Raw genomic sequence first — 19,802 nt, 5'->3', positions numbered from 1 at the left:
GAGCGCCCTGGCTGGCCTGCCGGCTGGGGCCGAGGAGATCCATCATGCTGCTCGGACTTGGCCTGCTCTATGTCGGCGCCGTCCTCGTGCTCAACGGCCTGTGGCTGCTGGGAAAGATCGAGGACCGCGAAATCATCGTGGTGAACGTCGTCTCCGGCGTGGTGACGCTCGCCATCTCGCTGTTCTGGGCGTTCAACCCGGAGGCGGATGCCGGCTCCATCAAGGGCGCGGCGCTCACTTTGCTGTTCACCGCCACCTATTTCTGGGTGGCCTATAACCGCGTCACCAAGGTGGACGGGCGCGGGCTCGGCTGGTTCAGCCTGTTCGTCGCCATCACCGTCGTGCCGGTGGCGATCCAGTCGCTGCGGGGGGCGGACAGCTCCATCAGCCTCTGGATGGGCTGGAACTGGGTCGGCTGGGCGCTGCTGTGGTTCTGCTACTTCCTGCTGCTGACCATGAAGCAGCCGATCCTGCGCTTCACCGGCGCCTTCACCGTGCTCATCGGCATCGTCACCGGCTGGGTGCCGGGCGTGTCGCTGCTGCAGGGCTGGCTGAACCCCTGACCCCGGCGGATGGCTTTGCGGCCATCCGCCCTTTTCTTCCATCGGATGGCCCACGGGCCATCCGTCCCCCTTTTCATGGAGGACCGAGGATGCCCCTCTATTCCTATGCCTGCGACGATTGCGGGCCCTTCGAGGGCTGGAGCGCGATGAGCGAGGCGGACCAGCCGGCCTGCTGCCCGGAATGCAGCGGCACGGCGCCGCGCGCCATGGCGATGCCCCGGCTCAGCACGATGAACGGCACGCTGCGCAAGGCGCTCGCCCGTTCCGAAGGCACCGCTTCCGAGCCGAAGGTGGTGAAGCGCGAACATCTGGCCGGCTGCGGCTGCTCGCTCTGCGGCACGCGCAAGAACAAGCCGGCCCCGATCGAGCGGCGCTGGTCGCTCGGGCACTGAAGCCTGCCGCGCCCGTCCCGTCAGGGGGTGGGCGCGAGCGCGCGGTCGCGGGCCTGAGCCTTGCCCGCCGCCGCCCCCTCGCCGATCAGCCCGGCGAGCACCTCATAGGCGCCCTCGATATCGGCGGCCAGTGCCTTGGCCGCCCGCTCGGGATCGCGGGCGCTCACCGCGTCGAAGATCGCCCGGTGCTGGTGGTTGGAGATGCGGAAATTGCCCGAGCCGCGCAGCAGGTGAAAATACGGGCTGATCTGCAGCCAGAGATTTTCGATGATCGTCAGCAGGATCGGCGATCCCGCATGGCGATAGATGGGGAAGTGGAAGTCGTAATTGGCGCGGATATAGTGCTGCGCATCGGCGTTCTTCTCCGCCTCTTCCAGCCTCTGGAACGCCCGCGTCAGCGCCGCGATCAGCGCGCCATCCTGCCGCTGCGTCGCCCAGCGCACCGCCGTGGTCTCGACTTCGAGCCGCACGCGCCGCAGATCCTCCAACCGCTCCAGCGTCAGTTTCGGAATGCCGATGGTGCGCCCCGACACCACGGTGAGCACGCCCGCGCCGGTGAGCTTGGTCAGCGCCTCGCGCACCGGCATCGGGCTGACCCCGAATGCCTCGGCGAGATGCGCCACGGTGATCGACTGGCCCGGCGCTATTCCCCCTTCGAGGATGAGTTCGCACAGCCGGCGGAACACGCCTTCCTGCAACGTCTGCTTGTGAAGCGGAACGACGTGTTCGCGAAGATCGGACATCAGCGACTCCCGGCTGCAACTGGCCGGATCATACCCCAGCCCAGGAGGGACTTGAAGACGGTTTTGATTTTTGATCTAATATCAAAAGTGACGGCTCGCGACAGACGCGCCGCGTTTGGGAGGACGAAGCATGAGGATGACAACCCGGGTCGGGTTGGCGGCGCTGTGCGCGCTCGCCGGAGCGGCCATGCCCGCCATGGCGCAGGAAAAGCAGAAGGTTTTCCTGTCCATGAGCTATATCGGCAATGACTGGCAGGCCGAGGCCGCCAACATGGTGAAGGCCATGGCCGCCTCGCAGACGCTGCGCGACAAGATCGACCTCGAGGTCCAGGTCGCCGGCCCCAATGCCCAGCGCCAGATCCAGCAGATCAACGCCATGGTGCAGGCCGGCGCCAAGGCGATCGTCGTCTACCCGATCTCCCCCACCGCGCTGAACCAGGTGGTGAAGAACGCCTGCGCCAAGGGCGTGAAGATCGTGGCGTACGACTCCGTCATCACCGAGCCCTGCGCCTACAATGTCACCATCGACCAGGCGGAAGCCGGCCGGCGCACGGCGGAATGGCTGGTCGACAAGCTCGGCGGCAAGGGCAACATCGTCCTCGTCACCGGCGTGCCCGGCACCTCGGTCGACAGCGGGCGTACCAATGCGGCGAAGGAAGTCTTCGCCAAGCATCCCGGCATCAAGATCGTCGGCGAGGCGGTCGGCATGTGGAGCCAGGCGGTGGCGCGCACCGAGCTGTCCAAGCTGCTCGCCACCCGCAACTGGAACGACATTGACGGCCTGTGGATGCAGGTCGGCTGCTACACCGCCAATGCGATGCAGCTGGAAGCCGGCCGCACCGCCGAGCAGCTCAAGCCCTGCGCGGGCGAAGGCTCCAATGGCGGGCGCATCCAGATGCTGAAGGCCGGCACCGAGGTGGAAGGTGCCGACGGCGCCTACAAGCCGCTGGGCGCGCCGCGCATCTCCTATGCCTCGCCGCCCTATTCCGGCGCCTATGCGCTGAAGCTGGCAGCGGACCTGCTGGACGGCAAGGAGGTGCCGCACAACGTCACCCTGCCGCTGCCGATCGTCACCAATGAGACGGTCAAGCTGTGCGAGACCGGTAGCTGGGACGAGATGAAGGCCGGCTGCAACGTGTTCAAGCCGTCCATCATCCCCAATCCCGGCTGGTTCGCCTCGATCTTCTCCGACAACACGCCGGAAGTCGGCCTGAACGCCGCCCTCGTCGGCCAGCCCGAGAACTGAGCGGCGCCACGCCTGCGGAACGCGCCGCCTGACGCGCGCTCCGCCCGCGACTCGCGGGCCGCTTCCCGACGCCGGCGTGCCCGCCGGCGTCCCCTCTCGCGCGCCAAGGGAGAGATGGCCATGTTCCCAAACGAGACCCCGCCCGCCGTGTCCTTCACCGGCGTGTCGAAGGCGTTCGGCGCGACCCGGGCGGTCAGCGATGTCAGCTTCGCCGTCCGCGCCGGCACGGTTCATGCCCTGCTGGGCGAGAACGGGGCGGGCAAATCGACGACGATGAAGCTGCTCTCCGGCCTCATCGAGCCGGATGAAGGCCGCATCGCCATTGACGGGCGCACCGTGAGGCTGCGCTCCCCGCGCGACGCCCACCGCGCCGGCATCCGCACCGCTTTCCAGGAACTCACCCTGGTGCGCGACCTCAGCGTGCTCGACAACATGCTGATCCCCGCCGCGCCGGTGAGCCTTATCGGCACGCTGAAGCGCCGCGCCATGGCCGACAGCGTCGCCGCCCATTTCGCCCGGCTCGGCATCGCAGTGGACCTGCAGGCCGAGGTCGGCCAGCTCGACCTCGCGCTGCGTCAGAAAATCGAGATCGCCCGCGCCCTCTACCGCGAACCGCGCCTGCTGCTGCTCGACGAGCCGACCTCGGCGCTGGCCGGCAGCGATGTTGACTGGCTCGGCGCACTGATCGCCGACGCGAAGGCGCGCGGCGTCACCGTGCTGTTCATCTCCCACCGCATGCCGGAGGTGCGCGCCTTCTGCGACGACATGACCATTCTGCGCAATGGCCGGCTGGTGGCGAGCGGCGCGGTGGCCGATTTCACCGATGCCGAGGTGGTGGAGAAGATCATCGGCCGCTCGCTCGACCAGACCTTTCCGCCCCGCCGCGCGATGCCGGCCGAGAACCGGCCCGCGCCGGTGCTGGAAACGCGCGGGCTATGCGCGGGGGAGAAGCTTGCCAATGTCGACCTCACGCTGCGGCCGGGCGAGATTCTCGGCGTCGCCGGCCTGCAGGGCATGGGGCAGAAGGAGCTGTTCTCCGCCTGCTTCGGCGCGCTGGCGGTGCGGCGCGGCGAGATACGGGTCGATGGGCGCCCGGTGCATCTGTCGAGCCCGGCCGACGCGCTGCACCCTTCGCTGCGCATCGGCCTCGTGCCGGAGGAGCGCAAGACCGAGGGCCTGTTCCTCAATCTCGACGGTACCACCAATGCCAGCCTGCCGGTGATCGACAGCTTCTGCCGCCATGGCCTGATCGACCGCGCCGCTGAGCGCGCGGCGACCGACCGGGTGTTCGCGGCGGTGGATGTCGCGGCCATTGCCGCCTTCACGGCGGCGGGCGCCTTCTCCGGCGGCAACCAGCAGAAGATCGCCGTCGCCAAATGGCTGGTGGCGCAGAGCCGCATCCTGCTGCTGTTCGACCCGACGCGCGGTATTGATGTCGGCACCAAGCACCAGCTTTACGAACTCATCCGCGCCTTCGCCGATGCCGGCGGCGCGGTGCTGTTCCACTCCACCGAAATCCCCGAACTCGTCCATCTCAGCGACCGCGTGCTGGTGCTCTATGAGGGCCGCGTCACCGCCCGACTGGAACTGGACGCGCTCGACGAGCCGACCGTGATGCGCGCCGTGCTCGGCCATGGCGCCGCCGGTCTCGCCGACGGAGCCGCCGCATGAGCCTCGACCTCGCCTCTCCCGCCCCCACCGCCGCCCCGCCAGCGGCGGAGGCCCGCGCACCCTCGGCGCCGCGCCGCTGGCTCGGCCGCAACCGCGCGCCGCTGGTGGCGCTCGCCGTGTTTCTTGGCCTGTTCCTCATCGTCGACGCGCTCAGCCCCGGGCCGCTCTCCTATTTCGACGTGTCGTTCCAGATTTCCGGCGCCACCCCGCTGGCACTGGCGGCGATGGGCCAGACGCTCGTCGTGCTCTCCGGCGGCTTTGACCTCTCCGCCGGTGCGGTCATCTCGCTGGTCAACGCCGTGCTGGCGCGCTCCATGGACCCGGCCAATGCCGAGGCCTCGGTGCTGGTGTGGACGCTGGCCGGCATCGGCATCGGCATGCTGGTCGGCGCCTTCAATGGCTTCTTCGTCGCCGTGGTCCGGCTGCAGCCGATCGTCGTCACGCTCTCGACCATGTTCATCGTGCAGGGCGCGACGCTGCTGGTGATGGACCAGCCCGGCGGCTTCATCGCGCCCGCGCTTGGCGGCTTCTATATGGGCGACGCGGTGGATGGGCTGGTGCCGATGGCTCTGGTGCTGCTGGGCCTTGCCGCGCTGTTCTGGACCTGGCTGCGCCGGACCGGCTTCGGCGTCGCGCTCTATGCGGTGGGCAGCGACCCCGCCGCGGCGGCGGCGACTGGCATCCGCGTCACGCTGGTGCGCTTTGCCACCTATGTGCTGGCGGGCGGCTTCTACGGCATGGCCGGCGTCTTCGTCAGCGCGCAGACCGGCTCGGGCGACCCGCTGGTCGGCAATTCGCTGCTGCTGTCCATCTTCGCGGCGGTGGTGATCGGCGGCACGCGGCTCGGCGGCGGCAAGGGCGGGCTGGTCGGCACCATTTTCGGCGCGCTGGTGCTGATGGTGGTGGTCAACATCCTCTTGGTACTCAACGTTTCCGCCTATTTCGCTACCATCGCCGAGGGCGGCGTGCTGCTCGCCGCCGTGCTGATCGGCTCGTTCAGCCGCGATTCCGTGCTGAGCGAGCAGGTGCGCCGGCTGCGCGGCAGCCTGACGGCGCGGCGGGCCGGCACGCATGTGTCCCAGCGCCCCGCCGGCGACCGGCGCCTCGCCTTCGTCACCGCCGCGCCAGCGGCGGCGCGCGGCGCGGCGCCCAGCTTCCTGCAACGCCACGGCCGGGACCTGCGCTTCGCCCTGCCCGCTTATGCCTGCCTCGCGCTGGTGCTGCTGGTGACGCAGCTCGTGCTCGGCAACACGCTGGCCAATGGCGCGTTCTGGAACGCGCTGCTGGTGCTCTCCACCTTCCTCGTCATCCTCGCCCTCGGCCAGGGGGCGGTGATCCTTACCGGCGGGCTCGATCTGTCCGTGCCGTGGACCATCGGCCTTTGCGGCATCCTGTTGGCCGGGATGGTGCAGGGCTCGGATGCCGCTTTGGTCTATGCGGTGCCGGCGGTGTTCGCGGTCGCGGCGCTGATCGGCCTGTTCAACGGGCTCGGCGTGGTCGCGCTCGGCCTCTCGCCCATCGTGGTGACGCTGGCGGCGAACGGCATCCTGCAGGGGCTGGCGCTGCTCTATTCCGGCGGCACCCCGGCCGGCTTCGCCGCGCCGGCGCTGCGCTGGCTGATGACGGCCAAGGTCGCCGGCATCACCCCGGTGCTGGTGCTGCTCGCCGTTTTCGTCGCCGGCGGCACGCTGCTGCTGGGGCGCACCGCCTTTGGCCGCCGGGTCTATGCCATCGGCAATTCCATGGAGGCGGCGCGGCTGTCGGGTGTGCGAACCGGGCGCGTCGTCATCGGCGTCTATGTGCTCTCGGCGCTGTGCGCGGCGCTGGTCGGCATGCTGCTCACCGGCTTTTCCGGCCAGGCGAGCCTCGGCATGGGCGACGACTATCTGCTGCCCTCCATCGCCATCGTGGTGGTGGGCGGCGCCCTCATCACCGGCGGGCGCGGGCATTTTCTCGGCATGGTCGGCGGCGCGCTGCTGCTGACCGCGCTGCAGACGCTGCTCGCTGGCACCACCCTGCCCCACGCCTTCCGCGCCATCCTGTTCGGCAGCGTCGTGCTGGCCGCCGTCATCGCCCTTCGCGAAAAGAGGAACTGATCCATGTCCCCCACACCTTTCGCCGGCGGCCTCGAAGGGCAGCGCGTGGTCGTGACGGCCGGCGCCGGCGGCATCGGCCTCGCCATCGCCCGCCTGCTGCACGCGCAGGGCTGCCGCCTCGCGCTCTGCGATGTCGCCGACGACGCGCTGGCCGCGGCCGCCGCCGAGCTTCCCGGCACCATTGTGATGAAGGCCGACGTGTCGGATGAGGGCGAGGTGGAAGCCTTCTTCGCCACCGCCCTCGGCGCATTGGGCGGGCTCGATGCGCTGATCAACAATGCCGGCATCGCCGGCCCGACCGGCGCCATCGAGGAGATCGCCCCGGCGGAGTGGCGGCGCTGCCTCGATATCGGCCTTACCGGCCAGTTCCTCTGCGCCCGGCAGGCGGTGCCGCACATCAAGCGCGCCGGCGGCGGGGCGGTCATCAACATGTCCTCGGCGGCGGGGCGGCACGGCTATGCCTTCCGCACCCCCTATGCGGCAGCGAAATGGGGGGTGATCGGCCTCACCCAGTCGCTCGCCAAGGAGTTGGGGCCGCACAATATCCGCGTCAACGCCATCCTCCCCGGCATCGTCGCCGGTCCGCGCATGGAAGGGGTGATCCGCGACCGCGCCGCGCAGGTGGGCGTGAGCTATGAGGACATGGAGGCGCGCTATCTCGACAAGATCTCGCTGCGCCGCATGGTGACGATGGAGGATGTCGCCTCCTCCGTCGCCTTCCTGCTCTCCGATGCCGCCCGCAACCTCTCGGCCATGTCGTTCAATGTCGACGGCAATGTGGAGACGCTGTGATGGGTACCCCCTCTCGCGTCGCCATTGTCGGGGCCGGGCTGATCGGCCGGGCCTGGGCCATCACCTTCGCCCGCGCCGGGCATGAGGTGCGGCTGTGGGACCCGGCGCCGGATGCCGCCGCAGCGGCGCTCGACTATGTGCGCTCGGTTGGTGAAGACCTCGCCCGCAACGAGCTGCTGAACGGGCGGAGCGTCGAGGACATCGTCGGCGCGCTCATCCCCTGCGCCAGCCTCGCCGAAGCACTCGACGGGGTGTCGTGGGTGCAGGAATGCGGGCCGGAGATAATCGCGGTGAAGCGCGCGAGCTTCGCCGAAATCGACCGGCTGGCGCCGGCGGAGGCGGTGCTGGCCTCGTCGAGCTCGGCGCTGCTCCCATCGGCCATTTTCGAGGCAGTGCCCGGCCGGGCGCGCGGGGTCGTCGCCCACCCGATCAACCCGCCCTATCTGGTGCCGGCGGTGGAGGTGGTGCCCTCGCGCTGGACCGATCCGGCGGTGCTGGAACGCGCCGTCGCCTTCCTCGCCGCCGCCGGCCAGGTGCCGCTGCGGATGGAGAAGGAAATCGACGGCTTCATCATGAACCGCATGCAGGGCGCGCTGATGGAGGAGGCGTTCCGCCTCCTCGCCGGCGGCTATGCCAGCGCCGCCGATGTCGATCGCGGCATCGCCGACGGGCTGGCGCTGCGCTGGAGCTTCATCGGCCCGTTCGAGACCATCGACCTCAACGCGCCGGGCGGCATCGCCGACTACATCGCCCGCTACCAGCCCATGTATGCCGGCCTGTTCCAGTCCATGCGCGAGCGGGTCGACTGGGCGGCCGTGGCGGCCGGCGGGGTCGAAGCCGAACGCCGTGCCGCCGTGCCCGCCGCGCAGCTTCCCGCCCGCCAGCGCTGGCGCGACCGCCGGCTGATGGCGCTCATCGCCCAGAAGCGCCGGGCCGACCGCGACATCGGCCGCTGACCCCTCATCTCAGGAACTGATCCCATGTCCACCCCCTCGACCGCCCGCCCCGTTCCCACCGGCAAGGTGATCATCACCTGCGCCTGCACCGGGGCGATCCACACGCCGACCATGTCGCCCTATCTGCCGATCACGCCGGAACAGATCACCGCCGACGCCATCGGCGCGGCGGAAGCGGGTGCCGCCATCCTGCACCTGCACGCGCGCAACCCGGAGAATGGCCGGCCGGACCAGACGCCGGAAGCCTTCGCCCGCTTCCTGCCGCAGGTGAAGCAGGGCACCAATGCGGTGATCAACATCACCTCCGGCGGCAGCCCCTATATGAAGGTGGAGGAGCGCGTACTGCCCGCCGCGACCTTCAAGCCGGAGGTCGCCTCGCTGAATATGGGCTCGATCAATTTCGGCCTCTACCACCTCGTGCAGAAATACGACAGCTTCAAGTTCGACTGGGAAAAGCCGCATCTCGAAGCGACGAAGGATCTCGTTTTCCGCAACTCCTTCAAGGACATCGAGTATATTCTCGACACCTGCTACGGCAATGGCACCCGCTTCGAGTTCGAGTGCTACGACATCGCCCATCTCTACAACCTCGCCCATTTCGCCGATCGCGGCCTCGTCAAGGCGCCGTTCTTCGTCCAGTCGGTGTTCGGTCTGCTGGGCGGCATCGGCACGCATCCGGAAGACGTGATGCACATGAAGCGCACCGCCGACCGGCTGTTCGGCGCGGATTACCGCTGGTCGGTGCTGGGCGCCGGGGCGAGCCAGTTGCGCATCGCCACCCAGTCGGCGGCGATGGGCGGCAATATCCGCGTCGGGCTGGAGGATTCGCTATGGGCCGGCAAGGGCAAGCTCGCCACGTCAAGCGCCGATCAGGTGCGGATGGCGCGTAAGGTGATCGAAGGCCTCGGCCTTGAGGTCGCGACCCCGGACGAGGCCCGCGCCATGCTGCAGCTCAAGGGCGGCGACCAGGTGAATTTCTGAGCCCCACGCGAACGACAATGGGAGGAAGCGATGCGGATCGACGTTCTCATCGACGTGAAGACCACGCTGGGCGAGGGTCCGCTGTGGGACGCCGAGCAGGAACGGCTCTATTTCATCGACAGCTTCGACGGCCGGGTTTTTCGCACCACCGCCGACGGGCGCGAGGTGAGGGCGTGGGACGTGCCGGCGAAGATCGGCTCGATGGCGCTGCGCAAGGATGGCCAAGGCGCCATCGTCTCGCTGCAGACCGGCTTCCACGCGCTGGATTTCCGCTCCGGCGACTGCGACCTGATCGTCGATCCCGAGAGCGACAAGCCGACCACCCGGATCAATGACGGCAAGGTGGACCGGCGCGGACGGTTCTTCGCCGGCTCCATGGACACGATGGAGGAAGGCCCGCATGGCGCGCTCTACCGACTCGACCCGGATTTCAGCCTGACCACCATCGACCGGGGCATCATCTGCTCCAACGGCCCCTGTTTCAGCCCGGACGACAAGACCTTCTACTTCGCCGACACCTGGACCGGCGAGATCTGGGCCTATGATTACGACATCGACACCGGCACCGCCTCAAACCGGCGCACCTTCACCAAGGTCGACACCTCCAAGGGCGGCGCGGCCGATGGCTCCACCGTCGATGCCGAGGGCTTCCTGTGGAACGCGCTGGTCTATGACGGGCGGCTGGTGCGCTACGCGCCGGACGGCAGCGTCGACCGCATCATCGACATGCCGGTGAAGAAGATCACCAGCGTGATGTTCGGCGGGCCGAAGCTCGACGTACTCTATGTCACCTCCATGGCCAAGCCGCCGCTGCCGCGCTTTCCCGCCGACGGGGCGCTGCGCGGCAGCCTGTTCGCGATCCACGATCTCGGCGTAAAGGGCGTCCCGGAACCCCGCTTCGGCGCGTAGTGGCCGGGGGAAGGGAGCCGGGCGGCACGGGCTCTGCCCCGCCCGGCGCCCGGCGTGCTAGGTTCGCACCGGGGCGACTCGGCCGGCGCGGCCGATGGGCGGCGCCGCAGGGTGGTGGCTCGGGCGACACGGCACTGGCATGACGCAGGACGACGCCGATCCCGGCAGCGATGCATCGGACCCGACGGCGGGCGGCGGTCCCCGCGCGGCCGCCGGCGCTTGCCCGGCATGAAGGCTGCACCGGCAGAAGCCCGCCGCGTGCCGGTGGCGATCATCGGCGGCGGCTTTTCCGGCGCGGCGGTCGCCTGGCATCTGCTGCGGCTGCATCCGGCGCTTGAGCGCGTGCTCGTCATCGAGCCGCGCCGCGAGGTCGGGCGCGGCCTCGCCTATTCCGCCGCCGACCCCAGCCACCGCATCAATGTGCCGGCGACGCGAATGTCGCTGCTGCCGGACCAGCCGAGCCATTTCAACGACTGGCTTGACGCCTCCGGCACGCTCGACGCCGACCCGGCGGCGCGACGCAGCGGCGGGCGCAATTTTCCCGCCCGCGCGGTGTTCGGCACCTATGTCGCCGCGCAGATCGCCGCGCTAGGCCCGCGCGTCGAGCATCTCGTCGCGGCCGCCGAGGCGGTGGAGGCGCGCGCGGACGGCTTTCTCATCCGCGCCTCTGACGGCTCGGCCGTGCTGGCCGGGATCGTCGTGCTGGCGGTGGCGCATGCACCGCCGAGCCCGCCTTCCACCCTCGCCCGCGCTCTCGCCGGCCATCCGCGCTTCGTCGCCGACCCCTGGCGCGACGGAGCGCTGGTGGCGGTGCGGCCCGAGGACCGGGTGCTGATCGTCGGCACCGGGCTGACCATGGCCGACATCGTCGCCAGCCTTGAGCGGCTGGGCCATCGCGGCGCGATCGTCGCGCTGTCGCGGCGCGGCCTGCGTTCGCGTGGCCACCCGGCCGAACTGCATGACCCGTTCGGCGATTTCGCGACCGCGCCGGCGCGCCGGGCGGGCGAACTCGTGCGTCGCATCCGGACAAGCGTGCGGCAGGCGGAGCAGGCGGGAATGAGCTGGCACTGCGTGCTGGACCAGGTGCGGCTGCAGGGAGGGATCATCTGGAACGCGCTGCCGCTCGCCGAGCGGGCGCGCGTGCTGCGGCATCTGCGCCCGTTCTGGGACGTGCACCGCTTCCGCATCGCCCCGCAGGTGGAGGAGGTGCTCGACCGGCGCATGGCGGCCGGAACGCTCCACCTGCGCGCCGGCTCGCTGCGGGAGGTGACTGTGGAGGACGGGACGATCCACGTCACCCTGCGCGAACGGCGCAACGGGCGGGAGGTGCGGGAGGCCTTCGACGCGGTCGTCACCGCCACCGGCCCGGCGCATGGGCAGGTATTTGCCGGCAATCCGGTGCTCGCCGCGCTGGCGGGTGCCGGGCTGGCCCGGCCGGACCCGCTGGGTCTCGGTATCGAGGTGGCCGCGGATGGGCGGGCCATCGGCGCGGCGGGGGTACCGACCCCCGGGCTCTATGTCGCCGGCCCGCTGGCGCGCGGCACGGTGGGCGAGTTGATGGGGTTGCCGGACGTTACCAACTATGCCATCCGCATCGCCCAGACCGTGGCCGGGCGGCTCGGTGCCGACGCGGCATCATGACGGCGCGCGCGCCGGCCAGTCGGTGGCGAGGTGATACTGCTGTCCGGCCGCGAGAACATCGGCATCCCCGCCATCGCGGCCGATCAGTTGCAGGCCCATCGGCAGGCCCGAGGGGCCGAAACCGCAGGGCAGCGCCAGCGCCGGCAGGCCGATCAGGCTGACCGGAACCACCACCTCCATCCAGCGGTGATAAGTGTCCATCGCCCGCCCGTTAATGGCGGCGGGCCAGCGCCATTCCACCGGGAACGGCCAGACCTGCGCCGAGGGCAGGACGAGAAAGTCGTAGCGCTCGAACAGCGCTGCGGCCTGCGCGTACCAGCGTGAGCGGGTGAGGCTGGCTGCATAGAGCTGCGGCGCGGTGACGGTCTGGCCGAACTCGATCTCCCACCGGCTCTCCGGCTTCAACAGGTCGCGGCTGTGGGCATCGGCGAGCAGCGCCCCCTTCGCGCCCGCATTGAGGAAGCCGCGCAGGCGGATCCACGCTTGCCACAGTTCTTCCGCCGCGACGGGCGGCGGCAGCGGCTCGACCCGCGCGCCGAGTTCCTCGAACACGCGAAGGCCGCTGGCGCAGATGTCGAGAATGCCCGGCTCGCAGCGATAGGCGCCGCCCCAATCCGCCAGCCAGCCGATCCGCCGGCCGCGCAGGTCGATATCGAGCCGGTCGGCGAGCGGCGGGCACACCCGGCCGAAGGGCACGGCCGGATGCGGCCCGGCCAGCGTTTCCAGCAGGCGCGCGAGGTCTTCGATGGTGCGTGCCATCGGCCCGTCCGTCGCCAGCGTCGCGAGGAAAGTGTCGCCCCCCGCATCGGCGGGAACGAGGCCCCAGCTCGGCCGGAAGCCATAGACATTGCAGAAGGCGGCCGGGTTGCGCAGGCTTCCCATCATGTCCGAGCCATCTGCGACCGGCACCAGCCGCGCCGCCAGCGCGGCGGCCGCGCCGCCGGACGAGCCCCCCGCCGAGCGGGAGAGATCACAGGGGTTGCGGGTGGCGCCGAACACCGGGTTGAAGGTGTGGCTGCCCTGCCCCCATTCCGGCGTGTTGGTCTTGCCGGTGAAGATGGCCCCGGCGGCGCGCAGCCGCGCCGCCACCAGATCGTCCTCGTCGGGGACATGATCGCGGAACAGCGGCGAGCCGAAGGTCGTGCGCAACCCGCGCACGGCGACGAGATCCTTCACCGCCAGCGGCAGACCATGCAGCCAGCCACGCGGCGGCGCGTCGTCCATCGCTCGCGCCTGCGCCCGCAGATCGTCGGGGTCACGGGCGGAGACGATGGCGTTCACCGCCGGATTGGTGCTGGCGAACCGCGCCAGATAGGCCTCCATCAGCTCCGACGGTTTCAGCGCCCGGCGGGCGATAAGGCGGGACAGCTCGCTGGCGCTGAGCTCCATCAGAGATATCGGCATGGTCTGGGCACTGTCTCGGCAAGGAACGGGCGCGGCCAGCCTCCCCGGCCCCGCGCCGCCATTGTCGGCGACCAAGCGCCCGCCGGCAATCGCCGACGGCCTTGCGGTTTGGCGCGGCCGGCGCTCATTTTTCACTATATGATAATTTCAGGATATGAAATCCTCATCGTGGAATTGGATTGACGCCTTAGCCGGCAACGTGGTCCGCTACCGCCATCCCGATTTCGGAGCCGGCCCCGGCAGAGGCGACGATGAGCACGTTCTCCCCTTTCACCACGACCCTCTGGTATGCAACGGCGGCGCCACCGCCGCAGACCGCCCCGCTCGAAGGGCGGGTGGACGCCGATGTCTGCATTGTCGGCGCGGGCTTCACCGGCCTGACCACCGCACTGGAACTGGCGCGGCAGGGGGTGAAGGTGGTGCTGCTGGAGGCGCAGGAGGCCGGCTTTGGCGGCTCCGGGCGCAATGCCGGCCATTGCACGCCCACCTTCAGCTATTACAGCCTTCCCGCGCTGCGGAAGATCCTCGGGGAACCCTGGGCCGCGCGGCTGATCCAGCGCCAGACGCGGGCCAATGACCGCGTGGCGGCGATGATCCGCGACTATCAGATCGACTGCGAATGGCAGCAGAACGGCTATGTCATGGGCGCGCTGCGCCCGGGCGCGGTGGAGATTCTGAACGGCAAGGTCGAGCAGTATAATGCGGTGGGTGCCCGGACGCGGCTGCTGGACCGCGACGCGGTGACCGCGCTCACCGGAAGCCCCCGCTTCTATGGCGGCTGGTTTCACGAGGAGGCGGGGCATATGAACCCGCTCGGCTATGCGCGCGGCCTCGCCCGCGCCGCCCTGCAGGAGGGCGCCACGCTCTACACCGACACGCCGGCCGAGGATGTCGAACCCGAAGGCCTGCGCTGGAAGGTGAAGACGCCGCGCGGCGAGGTGGTGGCCGAAAAGGTGATCTTCGCCACCGGCGCGTACACGGTGAAGGCGTGGCCGAAACTCGACCGCAGCTTCAAGATCCTCAAGGTCTTCGTCTGCGCCACCCAGCCGCTCGACCCGGAACTGCGCGCCCGCGTGCTGCCGCAGAACACCACCATGCATGATGGACGCGGCGACATCTATGTCTACAAATACAATGCCGAAGGCCGCATCGTCGCCTCCATGTTCCCGATGGGCGCGCGCGGCGCCGACATGGCCTATACCCACCAGGTGATGGCGGACCGGCTGCGCTGGCTGCATCCGCAGATCACCGTGCCGATCCGCTGGGAATATTTCTGGTATGGCGAGCTCGACATGCAGGTGCGCACGGTGCCCCGGCTGTTCGGGCTGGCGCCCGGCGTGGTGGCGCTGACCGGCCTGTCCGGGCGCGGCGTGCCGACCGGCTCGATGCTTGGCGGCATTCTCGCGGAATGGGCGATGGGTGTGCCGGACTCCGAGCTGTCGCTGCGCATCGAGCCGCTGGAAGCGGCACCCTTCTACATGGACTACGCGCCGAAGCTGCGGCTGCGCTACTTCCGCTACACCGACACCCGCGCCGCGCGCCGCGAGGGCGCCGAGCTGCCACCTCATGCCTGAGAGGCTTCCCATGACACAACGTACCGTCCTCATCTCCGGCGGCGGGCGCGGCATCGGCGCGGCGACCGGCCGCGCGATGATGCAAGCCGGCTGGAACGTCTCGCTCGGCATGCGCGATCCGGCGCCGCCGGAGTGGGCCGCGCAGGGCCCGGGCGAGGTGCAGGTCTGCGCCTATGAAGCAACCGATCCCGGCGCGGCGGCGCGCTGGGTGGGAGAGGCGCGCGCCCGTTTCGGCCGCATCGACGCCGTGGTGGCCAATGCCGGCATCATGATCCGCAAGGATGTGATCGCGGCGGAGGACGAGGAGCTTTCCCGGCTGATGGAGGTGCATGTCGCGGCCCCCCGCCGGCTCGCCAAGGCGGCGTGGGAAGACCTCGCCGCCTGCGGGCGCGGCCGGGTGATCATCGTCTCCTCGCTGTCGGGAAAGCGGGTCAAATCGGCGATCTCCAGCCTCTATTCCGTGTCCAAATTCGCCGCCACCGGCCTCGCCCATGCGCTGCGGCACACCGGCTTCGAGCATGGCATCCGCGCCACCGCCGTCTGCCCCGGCTTCGTGGCGACCGATATGGGGCTGCCGCTGACCACGCGCGCCGCCGAGGAACTCACATCCCCGGAGGATATCGCGCGCGCCATCCTCTTCCTGATCGAACTGCCGAACACGTCGAGCGTCGCCGAATTCGCGGTGAACTGGACGCTGGAGGAATCGTTCTGACGGAGGATCAGTTGCGGCTTTCGATGAGGTCGATCTCGGTGCGCAGCAGCGCGGCGTAGCCTTCGACGAAGCCGGGCACGATCTTGGCGCAGAGGAAGGTGAAGCCCAGCGAGGCGACCGGCACTCCCGCCTCGTCGAGGATCGGCATGGCGACGCCGGCGATGCCCGGGATCAGTTCGCCGATATCGACGGCATAGCCGCGCGCCCGCGTTTCCGCGATCAGCTGCTCCACCTTCTCGACCGGCAGGTCGCGAAACGCGGCGAAGCGGCCTTCATTGGCGCGCAGGATGAAATCCTGCTCCTCGCGGTCGAGGAAGGACAGCATGGCGATGCTGCCCGGCCCCACGCCCAGCGGCACCGATCCGCCAATGCTGCCGGTCAGGGTCTGCACCACGCATTCACCGTCGCGGCGCGCGAGGCAGAGCGAGTCGTGATTGTGACGCGACATCAGATGGGTGGTCTCGCCCGTCTTCTTGCGCAGGCGCGTCAGGCCGATCTCGCAGCGGCTGATGAGCCCGGGGCCCCGCGCGGCGCGGGCGCCATAGATGAACATCTTGGCGCCGAGCCGGTAGCGCTTGCGCCTGTCGTCGCGCGCCAGCAGCCGGTGCCCGACCAGCGTGTTGAGGATGCGGTGACAGGTGGCGGTGTTGAGCCCGGACTGCTGCACCAGATCCTTGAGCGTCAGGCCATCGGGTGTGCCATCGGCGATGAGGTCGAGCAGCAGCGCCGCCCGGTCCAGCAATTGCGAGCCATTGGCAGAAGTTGCGGCCATCAGTTTCCACATAATGATAAACGTCGAGGTAACAGCTTGTAGTGTGAGATTTTATCGTAATCAATGTTCAAAAAACAAGCAGCGGCCACCGAGGCTAGATTTTGAACAGTCGATGCCCGGCCGCAGCGCCTTCCGCCACGCGACGTCATGCTCAACCAGAACCAGAGGGCCGTAACGTGAAAACCACCATTCTGACCATTGCCGCCGCGCTTGCGGTGACGCTCGGCATCGGCGCGGCCAGCGCCGACACGCTTGCCGACGCCAAATCCAAGGGCACGCTGACCATTGGCGTGAAAAACGACTACCCGCCCTACGGCTTCCTCAACGACAAGGGCGAGATCGTCGGCTTCGAGGTCGATCTCGGCAAATATGTCGCCAAGGAACTGCTCGGCCCCGATGGCAAGGTGGAACTGGTGCCTGTTGTGGCCGCCAACCGTATCGAGTTCCTCAACTCCGGCCGCATCGACATCATCTTCGCCACCCTCGGCGTCACCGCCGAGCGCGCCAAGGTCATCGACTTTTCCGAATACTATGTCTCGGCGCCCGGCCCCTCCGTCCTCGCGCCGAAGGCGGCGACCTTCAAGACCTGGGAAGCGCTCAAGGGCCTGACGCTTTGCGGCATCCAGGGCTCCTACTACAACAAGCACCTGACCGAGGATCTCGGCATCAAGCTCACCGCCTTCAAGACGCAGCCGGAAGCCTATCGCGCGCTCAAGGACAATCGCTGCGTCGGCTTCGTCTTCGACGACATGACGCTGCGCAAGAAGACCGAGGAACCTGAATGGGCCGACTACACCATCGCCGTCGACCCCTATGAGTACATTCCGCAGGCGGCTGGCATCCGCAAGGGCGACGACGCCTTCCGGGCGGCGGTGAACAAGGCCATCACCAAGGCCGAGGCCGAGGGCAAGCTGATCGAGTGGGAAACCACCTATGGCATGCCGCACTCCGCCTACATCGCCGAGCGCGCCAAGGCTGCGGCCGAAAAGCTGAAGCAGCCCTGATCCCCGGTCCCGCGGAGCCTGCCCGTGTTCGGTCTCGATTATTCCTGGCTGAGCGACCCGGTCTATCAGGGGTGGCTGCTCCGCGGGACGCTCAACACCATCGCCCTGGCGCTCGCCTCTTCGGCGATCGCCGTCCTCATCGGCGGCTTCGGTGCGCTGGCCCTCACCCTGCGCATCGCCTGGCTCGACGCGCTGATCGAGCTGTTCGTCGAACTGTTCCGCAATACCCCGCCGCTGCTGCAGATGCTGTTCTTCTATTTCACGCTGAGCACCATCGGGCTGCGGGTGACGGACCCGGCGACCGGGCTCAGCATGCCGCTGCTCTCCGCCTTCGACTGCGCGCTGGTCTCGCTCAGCCTGTTCGGCGGCGCCCTGTGCATCGAGGCGTTCCGCTCGGGGCTCGACAGCCTGCCGCGCGCGGTCACCGAGGCGGCGCGTTCGCTCGGCTACAGCCGCTGGGGCCGCTTCCGCCGCATCGAGGTGCCGATCGCCAGCCGCATCTGCCTGCCGGCGCTCACCAACATCCTCACCAACCTGTTCAAGACCACCTCACAGGCTTCGGTGATCACCGTGCCGGAACTCGTCTATTATGCCGGCCAGATCTACAACGACACATTCCGCACCGCCGAGGTGATGATCCTCGTGCTGCTGATCTATGTAACGCTGGTCAGCCTGCTCTCCTGGGGCCTGTCGCGCCTTGAGCGCGCCCTCGCCTTCCCCGGCTATGGCAAGGGCAACTGAGATGCAGTGGCCCCTGACCTATCACGAGAAGAAGCGGCTGGTGCAGCTCGCCATCGTCGCGGCGGTGCTGGCCTGGGTGACGGTGGATGCGCTCTCGGGCGGGGCGGTCTACTGGCAGCGCGTGTGGATGCGACTGCCGCTCCTGCTCACCGGCTCCGGCGATGGCTGGCCGCTCACCGGCGGCTTCGCGCTGAACATTTTCCTCGGCCTGTGCGCGATGGCGCTGGCGGCGGTGCTCGGCACCCTGCTGGCGCTCGGCATGATGGCGAAAAGCCGGGCGATCCGCCTGCCCTGCTTCTTCATCATGAACTTCCTGCGCAATTCACCCTGGATCGTGCTGCTGTTCGCCATGCTCTACATCATCCCGTTCAATGTGCGGCTGTTCGGGATGAGCATCGCCGTGCCGGCCTTCGTGAAGGCCGTCATCGGCCTCGCTTTGCCGACGGCGGCGAATTTCGCCGAGGTGGTTCGCGGCGCGGTGCAGTCGGTCCATTCCGGGCAATGGGAGGCCGCGCGCGCCCTCGGCTACATGCCGATGGCGATCTATCGCCGCATCATCCTGCCGCAGGCGCTGCGCCGGATGATCCCCGGCTTCATGAATCTCTACGCCCTCCTGATGATCGCTACTTCACTGGCCACGGTGACGGGTATTCAGGATGTCATCACCACGCTCAACACGCTTCTCTCCATGGAGAACGAGCGTGTCATCGTCTATTTCTACATCACCACCCTGTTTCTGTTCTTCGCCTATTGCTACCCGATCGCTCTGCTGGCGCGGCGGATGGAACAGTCGGTCAAGGGAGACGCCCTATGAACCGGGCCGATGCGCTGATCGAACTCGACAGCGTCACCAAGAGCTTCGGCTCTTTCCAGGTGCTCAAGGGCATCTCGCTGAGCGTGAAGGATGGCGAGGCGGTATGTATCATCGGCCCGTCGGGCTCGGGAAAATCGACCATATTGCGCTGCATCAACGGCCTGATCCCGATCGACAGCGGTAGCATCCGCGTCGGCACCCACGAGGTGCACAAGCTGCGCACCGAGAAGCAGATGCGCCCGCTGCGCCATCAGGTTTCGATGGTGTTCCAGCAGTACAACCTGTTCCCGCACCGCACCGCGCTGCAGAACATCATGATGGCGCCGATCCAGGTGCTGGGCCATGACCGCAGGGAGGTCGAGGAGCGCGCCCATCGCCTCCTCGCCAAGGTGCGCCTCTCCAACAAGGCCGACGCCTATCCCGGGCAGCTTTCCGGCGGCCAGCAGCAGCGCGTCGCCATCGCCCGCGCGCTCGCCATGGAACCGCAGGTGATCCTGTTCGACGAGGTGACGGCCGCGCTCGACCCCGAGACGGTGAAGGACGTGCTCACCGCCATTCGCGAACTGGTGGATGACGGCCTGACCTGCATCCTCGTCACCCACGAGATGAAATTCGCCCGCGAGGTGGCCGACCGGATCTGCTTCACCGATCACGGCCGCATCGTCGAAAGCGGCCCGCCGGCGCAGATTTTCGACGCGCCGCAGGACGCGCGCACCCGCGAATTCCTCGGCCAGGTGCTCTGACCGCAACGAACCGAGGCCGGCAGCCCCGCCAGAACAGGCCGCCCACCC

General features: G+C 68.8%; 19 protein-coding genes. 16 read left to right on the top strand and 3 right to left on the bottom strand.

Annotated elements, in window-relative coordinates; translation table 11 throughout:
- Window positions 1–44: 44 nt before the first annotated feature.
- Together AAC979_RS00940 and AAC979_RS00935 are read left to right on the top strand one after the other, a co-directional pair.
- Entirely contained in the window at window positions 45–563 is a 519-nt protein-coding gene (locus AAC979_RS00940; RefSeq protein ID WP_244378436.1) for an AmiS/UreI family transporter, read from the top strand.
- An 89-nt stretch (window positions 564–652) separates the two neighbouring features.
- Window positions 653–955 (top strand): zinc ribbon domain-containing protein, encoded by a 303-nt coding sequence (locus AAC979_RS00935; RefSeq protein WP_244378437.1) that lies wholly within the window; start codon window positions 653–655, stop codon window positions 953–955.
- A gap of 20 nt (window positions 956–975) precedes the next feature.
- Here the strand turns inward: AAC979_RS00935 and AAC979_RS00930 are convergent, their stop codons facing one another.
- The gene (locus AAC979_RS00930) at window positions 976–1,698 is read right to left on the bottom strand and encodes a GntR family transcriptional regulator (protein ID WP_371344949.1); all 723 of its coding nucleotides are present in this window, start codon (window positions 1,696–1,698) and stop codon (window positions 976–978) included.
- 130 nt (window positions 1,699–1,828) lie between these two features.
- Here AAC979_RS00930 and AAC979_RS00925 point away from each other — a divergent pair, with 130 nt between their 5' ends.
- The 8 genes from AAC979_RS00925 to AAC979_RS00890 all read left to right on the top strand — a co-directional run bounded on the left by AAC979_RS00925 (window position 1,829) and on the right by AAC979_RS00890 (window position 11,990).
- The gene (locus AAC979_RS00925; RefSeq protein ID WP_371344948.1) at window positions 1,829–2,944 is read left to right on the top strand and encodes a sugar ABC transporter substrate-binding protein; all 1,116 of its coding nucleotides are present in this window, start codon (window positions 1,829–1,831) and stop codon (window positions 2,942–2,944) included.
- A gap of 120 nt (window positions 2,945–3,064) precedes the next feature.
- Window positions 3,065–4,615 carry a sugar ABC transporter ATP-binding protein gene (locus AAC979_RS00920; RefSeq protein ID WP_371344947.1) on the top strand — a complete coding sequence of 517 codons (1,551 nt, stop codon included), beginning with the start codon at window positions 3,065–3,067 and terminating at the stop codon, window positions 4,613–4,615.
- On the top strand, window positions 4,612–6,711 hold the full coding sequence (locus AAC979_RS00915; RefSeq protein ID WP_371344946.1) for an ABC transporter permease: 2,100 nt from the start codon (window positions 4,612–4,614) through the stop codon (window positions 6,709–6,711). The genes AAC979_RS00920 and AAC979_RS00915 overlap by 4 nt, the downstream gene beginning before the upstream one ends.
- Before the next feature lie 3 nt (window positions 6,712–6,714).
- The gene (locus tag AAC979_RS00910) at window positions 6,715–7,503 is read left to right on the top strand and encodes an SDR family oxidoreductase (protein ID WP_371344945.1); all 789 of its coding nucleotides are present in this window, start codon (window positions 6,715–6,717) and stop codon (window positions 7,501–7,503) included.
- Window positions 7,503–8,459 carry a 3-hydroxyacyl-CoA dehydrogenase gene (locus AAC979_RS00905; protein ID WP_371344944.1) on the top strand — a complete coding sequence of 319 codons (957 nt, stop codon included), beginning with the start codon at window positions 7,503–7,505 and terminating at the stop codon, window positions 8,457–8,459. Before AAC979_RS00910 ends, AAC979_RS00905 begins: the two co-directional genes overlap by 1 nt.
- A gap of 24 nt (window positions 8,460–8,483) precedes the next feature.
- The gene (locus AAC979_RS00900; protein ID WP_371344943.1) at window positions 8,484–9,440 is read left to right on the top strand and encodes a 3-keto-5-aminohexanoate cleavage protein; all 957 of its coding nucleotides are present in this window, start codon (window positions 8,484–8,486) and stop codon (window positions 9,438–9,440) included.
- Between the two features lie 30 nt (window positions 9,441–9,470).
- Window positions 9,471–10,349 (top strand): SMP-30/gluconolactonase/LRE family protein, encoded by an 879-nt coding sequence (locus AAC979_RS00895; RefSeq protein WP_371344942.1) that lies wholly within the window; start codon window positions 9,471–9,473, stop codon window positions 10,347–10,349.
- Between the two features lie 228 nt (window positions 10,350–10,577).
- Window positions 10,578–11,990 carry an FAD/NAD(P)-binding protein gene (locus AAC979_RS00890; RefSeq protein WP_371344941.1) on the top strand — a complete coding sequence of 471 codons (1,413 nt, stop codon included), beginning with the start codon at window positions 10,578–10,580 and terminating at the stop codon, window positions 11,988–11,990.
- Here AAC979_RS00890 and AAC979_RS00885 read toward each other — a convergent pair.
- Window positions 11,985–13,388, bottom strand: a complete 1,404-nt coding sequence (locus AAC979_RS00885) for an amidase (protein WP_371348969.1) — start codon at window positions 13,386–13,388, stop codon at window positions 11,985–11,987. The genes AAC979_RS00890 and AAC979_RS00885 overlap by 6 nt on opposite strands.
- Before the next feature lie 257 nt (window positions 13,389–13,645).
- Between AAC979_RS00885 and AAC979_RS00880 the strand changes: the two genes are divergently transcribed.
- On the top strand, window positions 13,646–14,968 hold the full coding sequence (locus AAC979_RS00880) for an NAD(P)/FAD-dependent oxidoreductase (protein ID WP_371344939.1): 1,323 nt from the start codon (window positions 13,646–13,648) through the stop codon (window positions 14,966–14,968).
- Window positions 14,969–14,978: 10 nt separating this feature from the next.
- Window positions 14,979–15,680, top strand: coding sequence for an SDR family NAD(P)-dependent oxidoreductase (locus AAC979_RS00875; RefSeq protein WP_371344937.1), 702 nt, complete (start codon window positions 14,979–14,981; stop codon window positions 15,678–15,680).
- A 7-nt stretch (window positions 15,681–15,687) separates the two neighbouring features.
- Here the strand turns inward: AAC979_RS00875 and AAC979_RS00870 are convergent, their stop codons facing one another.
- Window positions 15,688–16,452 carry an IclR family transcriptional regulator gene (locus AAC979_RS00870; RefSeq protein ID WP_371344935.1) on the bottom strand — a complete coding sequence of 255 codons (765 nt, stop codon included), beginning with the start codon at window positions 16,450–16,452 and terminating at the stop codon, window positions 15,688–15,690.
- A 176-nt stretch (window positions 16,453–16,628) separates the two neighbouring features.
- Between AAC979_RS00870 and AAC979_RS00865 the strand changes: the two genes are divergently transcribed.
- From AAC979_RS00865 to AAC979_RS00850, 4 genes are read left to right on the top strand one after another with little or no spacing between them, the layout of a single operon-like run.
- Window positions 16,629–17,456 (top strand): transporter substrate-binding domain-containing protein, encoded by an 828-nt coding sequence (locus AAC979_RS00865; protein ID WP_371344933.1) that lies wholly within the window; start codon window positions 16,629–16,631, stop codon window positions 17,454–17,456.
- Window positions 17,457–17,480: 24 nt separating this feature from the next.
- Entirely contained in the window at window positions 17,481–18,197 is a 717-nt protein-coding gene (locus AAC979_RS00860; RefSeq protein WP_371344931.1) for an amino acid ABC transporter permease, read from the top strand.
- Between the two features lies 1 nt (window position 18,198).
- A complete protein-coding gene (locus tag AAC979_RS00855) occupies window positions 18,199–19,011 on the top strand; it encodes an amino acid ABC transporter permease (protein WP_371344930.1) in 813 nt (270 codons plus the stop codon).
- On the top strand, window positions 19,008–19,754 hold the full coding sequence (locus tag AAC979_RS00850; RefSeq protein WP_371344928.1) for an amino acid ABC transporter ATP-binding protein: 747 nt from the start codon (window positions 19,008–19,010) through the stop codon (window positions 19,752–19,754). The genes AAC979_RS00855 and AAC979_RS00850 overlap by 4 nt, the downstream gene beginning before the upstream one ends.
- Window positions 19,755–19,802: the final 48 nt, after the last annotated feature.

It is taken from the genome of Ancylobacter sp. IITR112, assembly GCF_041415945.1.
GTDB lineage: Bacteria > Pseudomonadota > Alphaproteobacteria > Rhizobiales > Xanthobacteraceae > Ancylobacter.
Note: the sequence above shows the minus strand (reverse complement) of the source record. Positions and strands in the feature narration are given on the sequence as shown.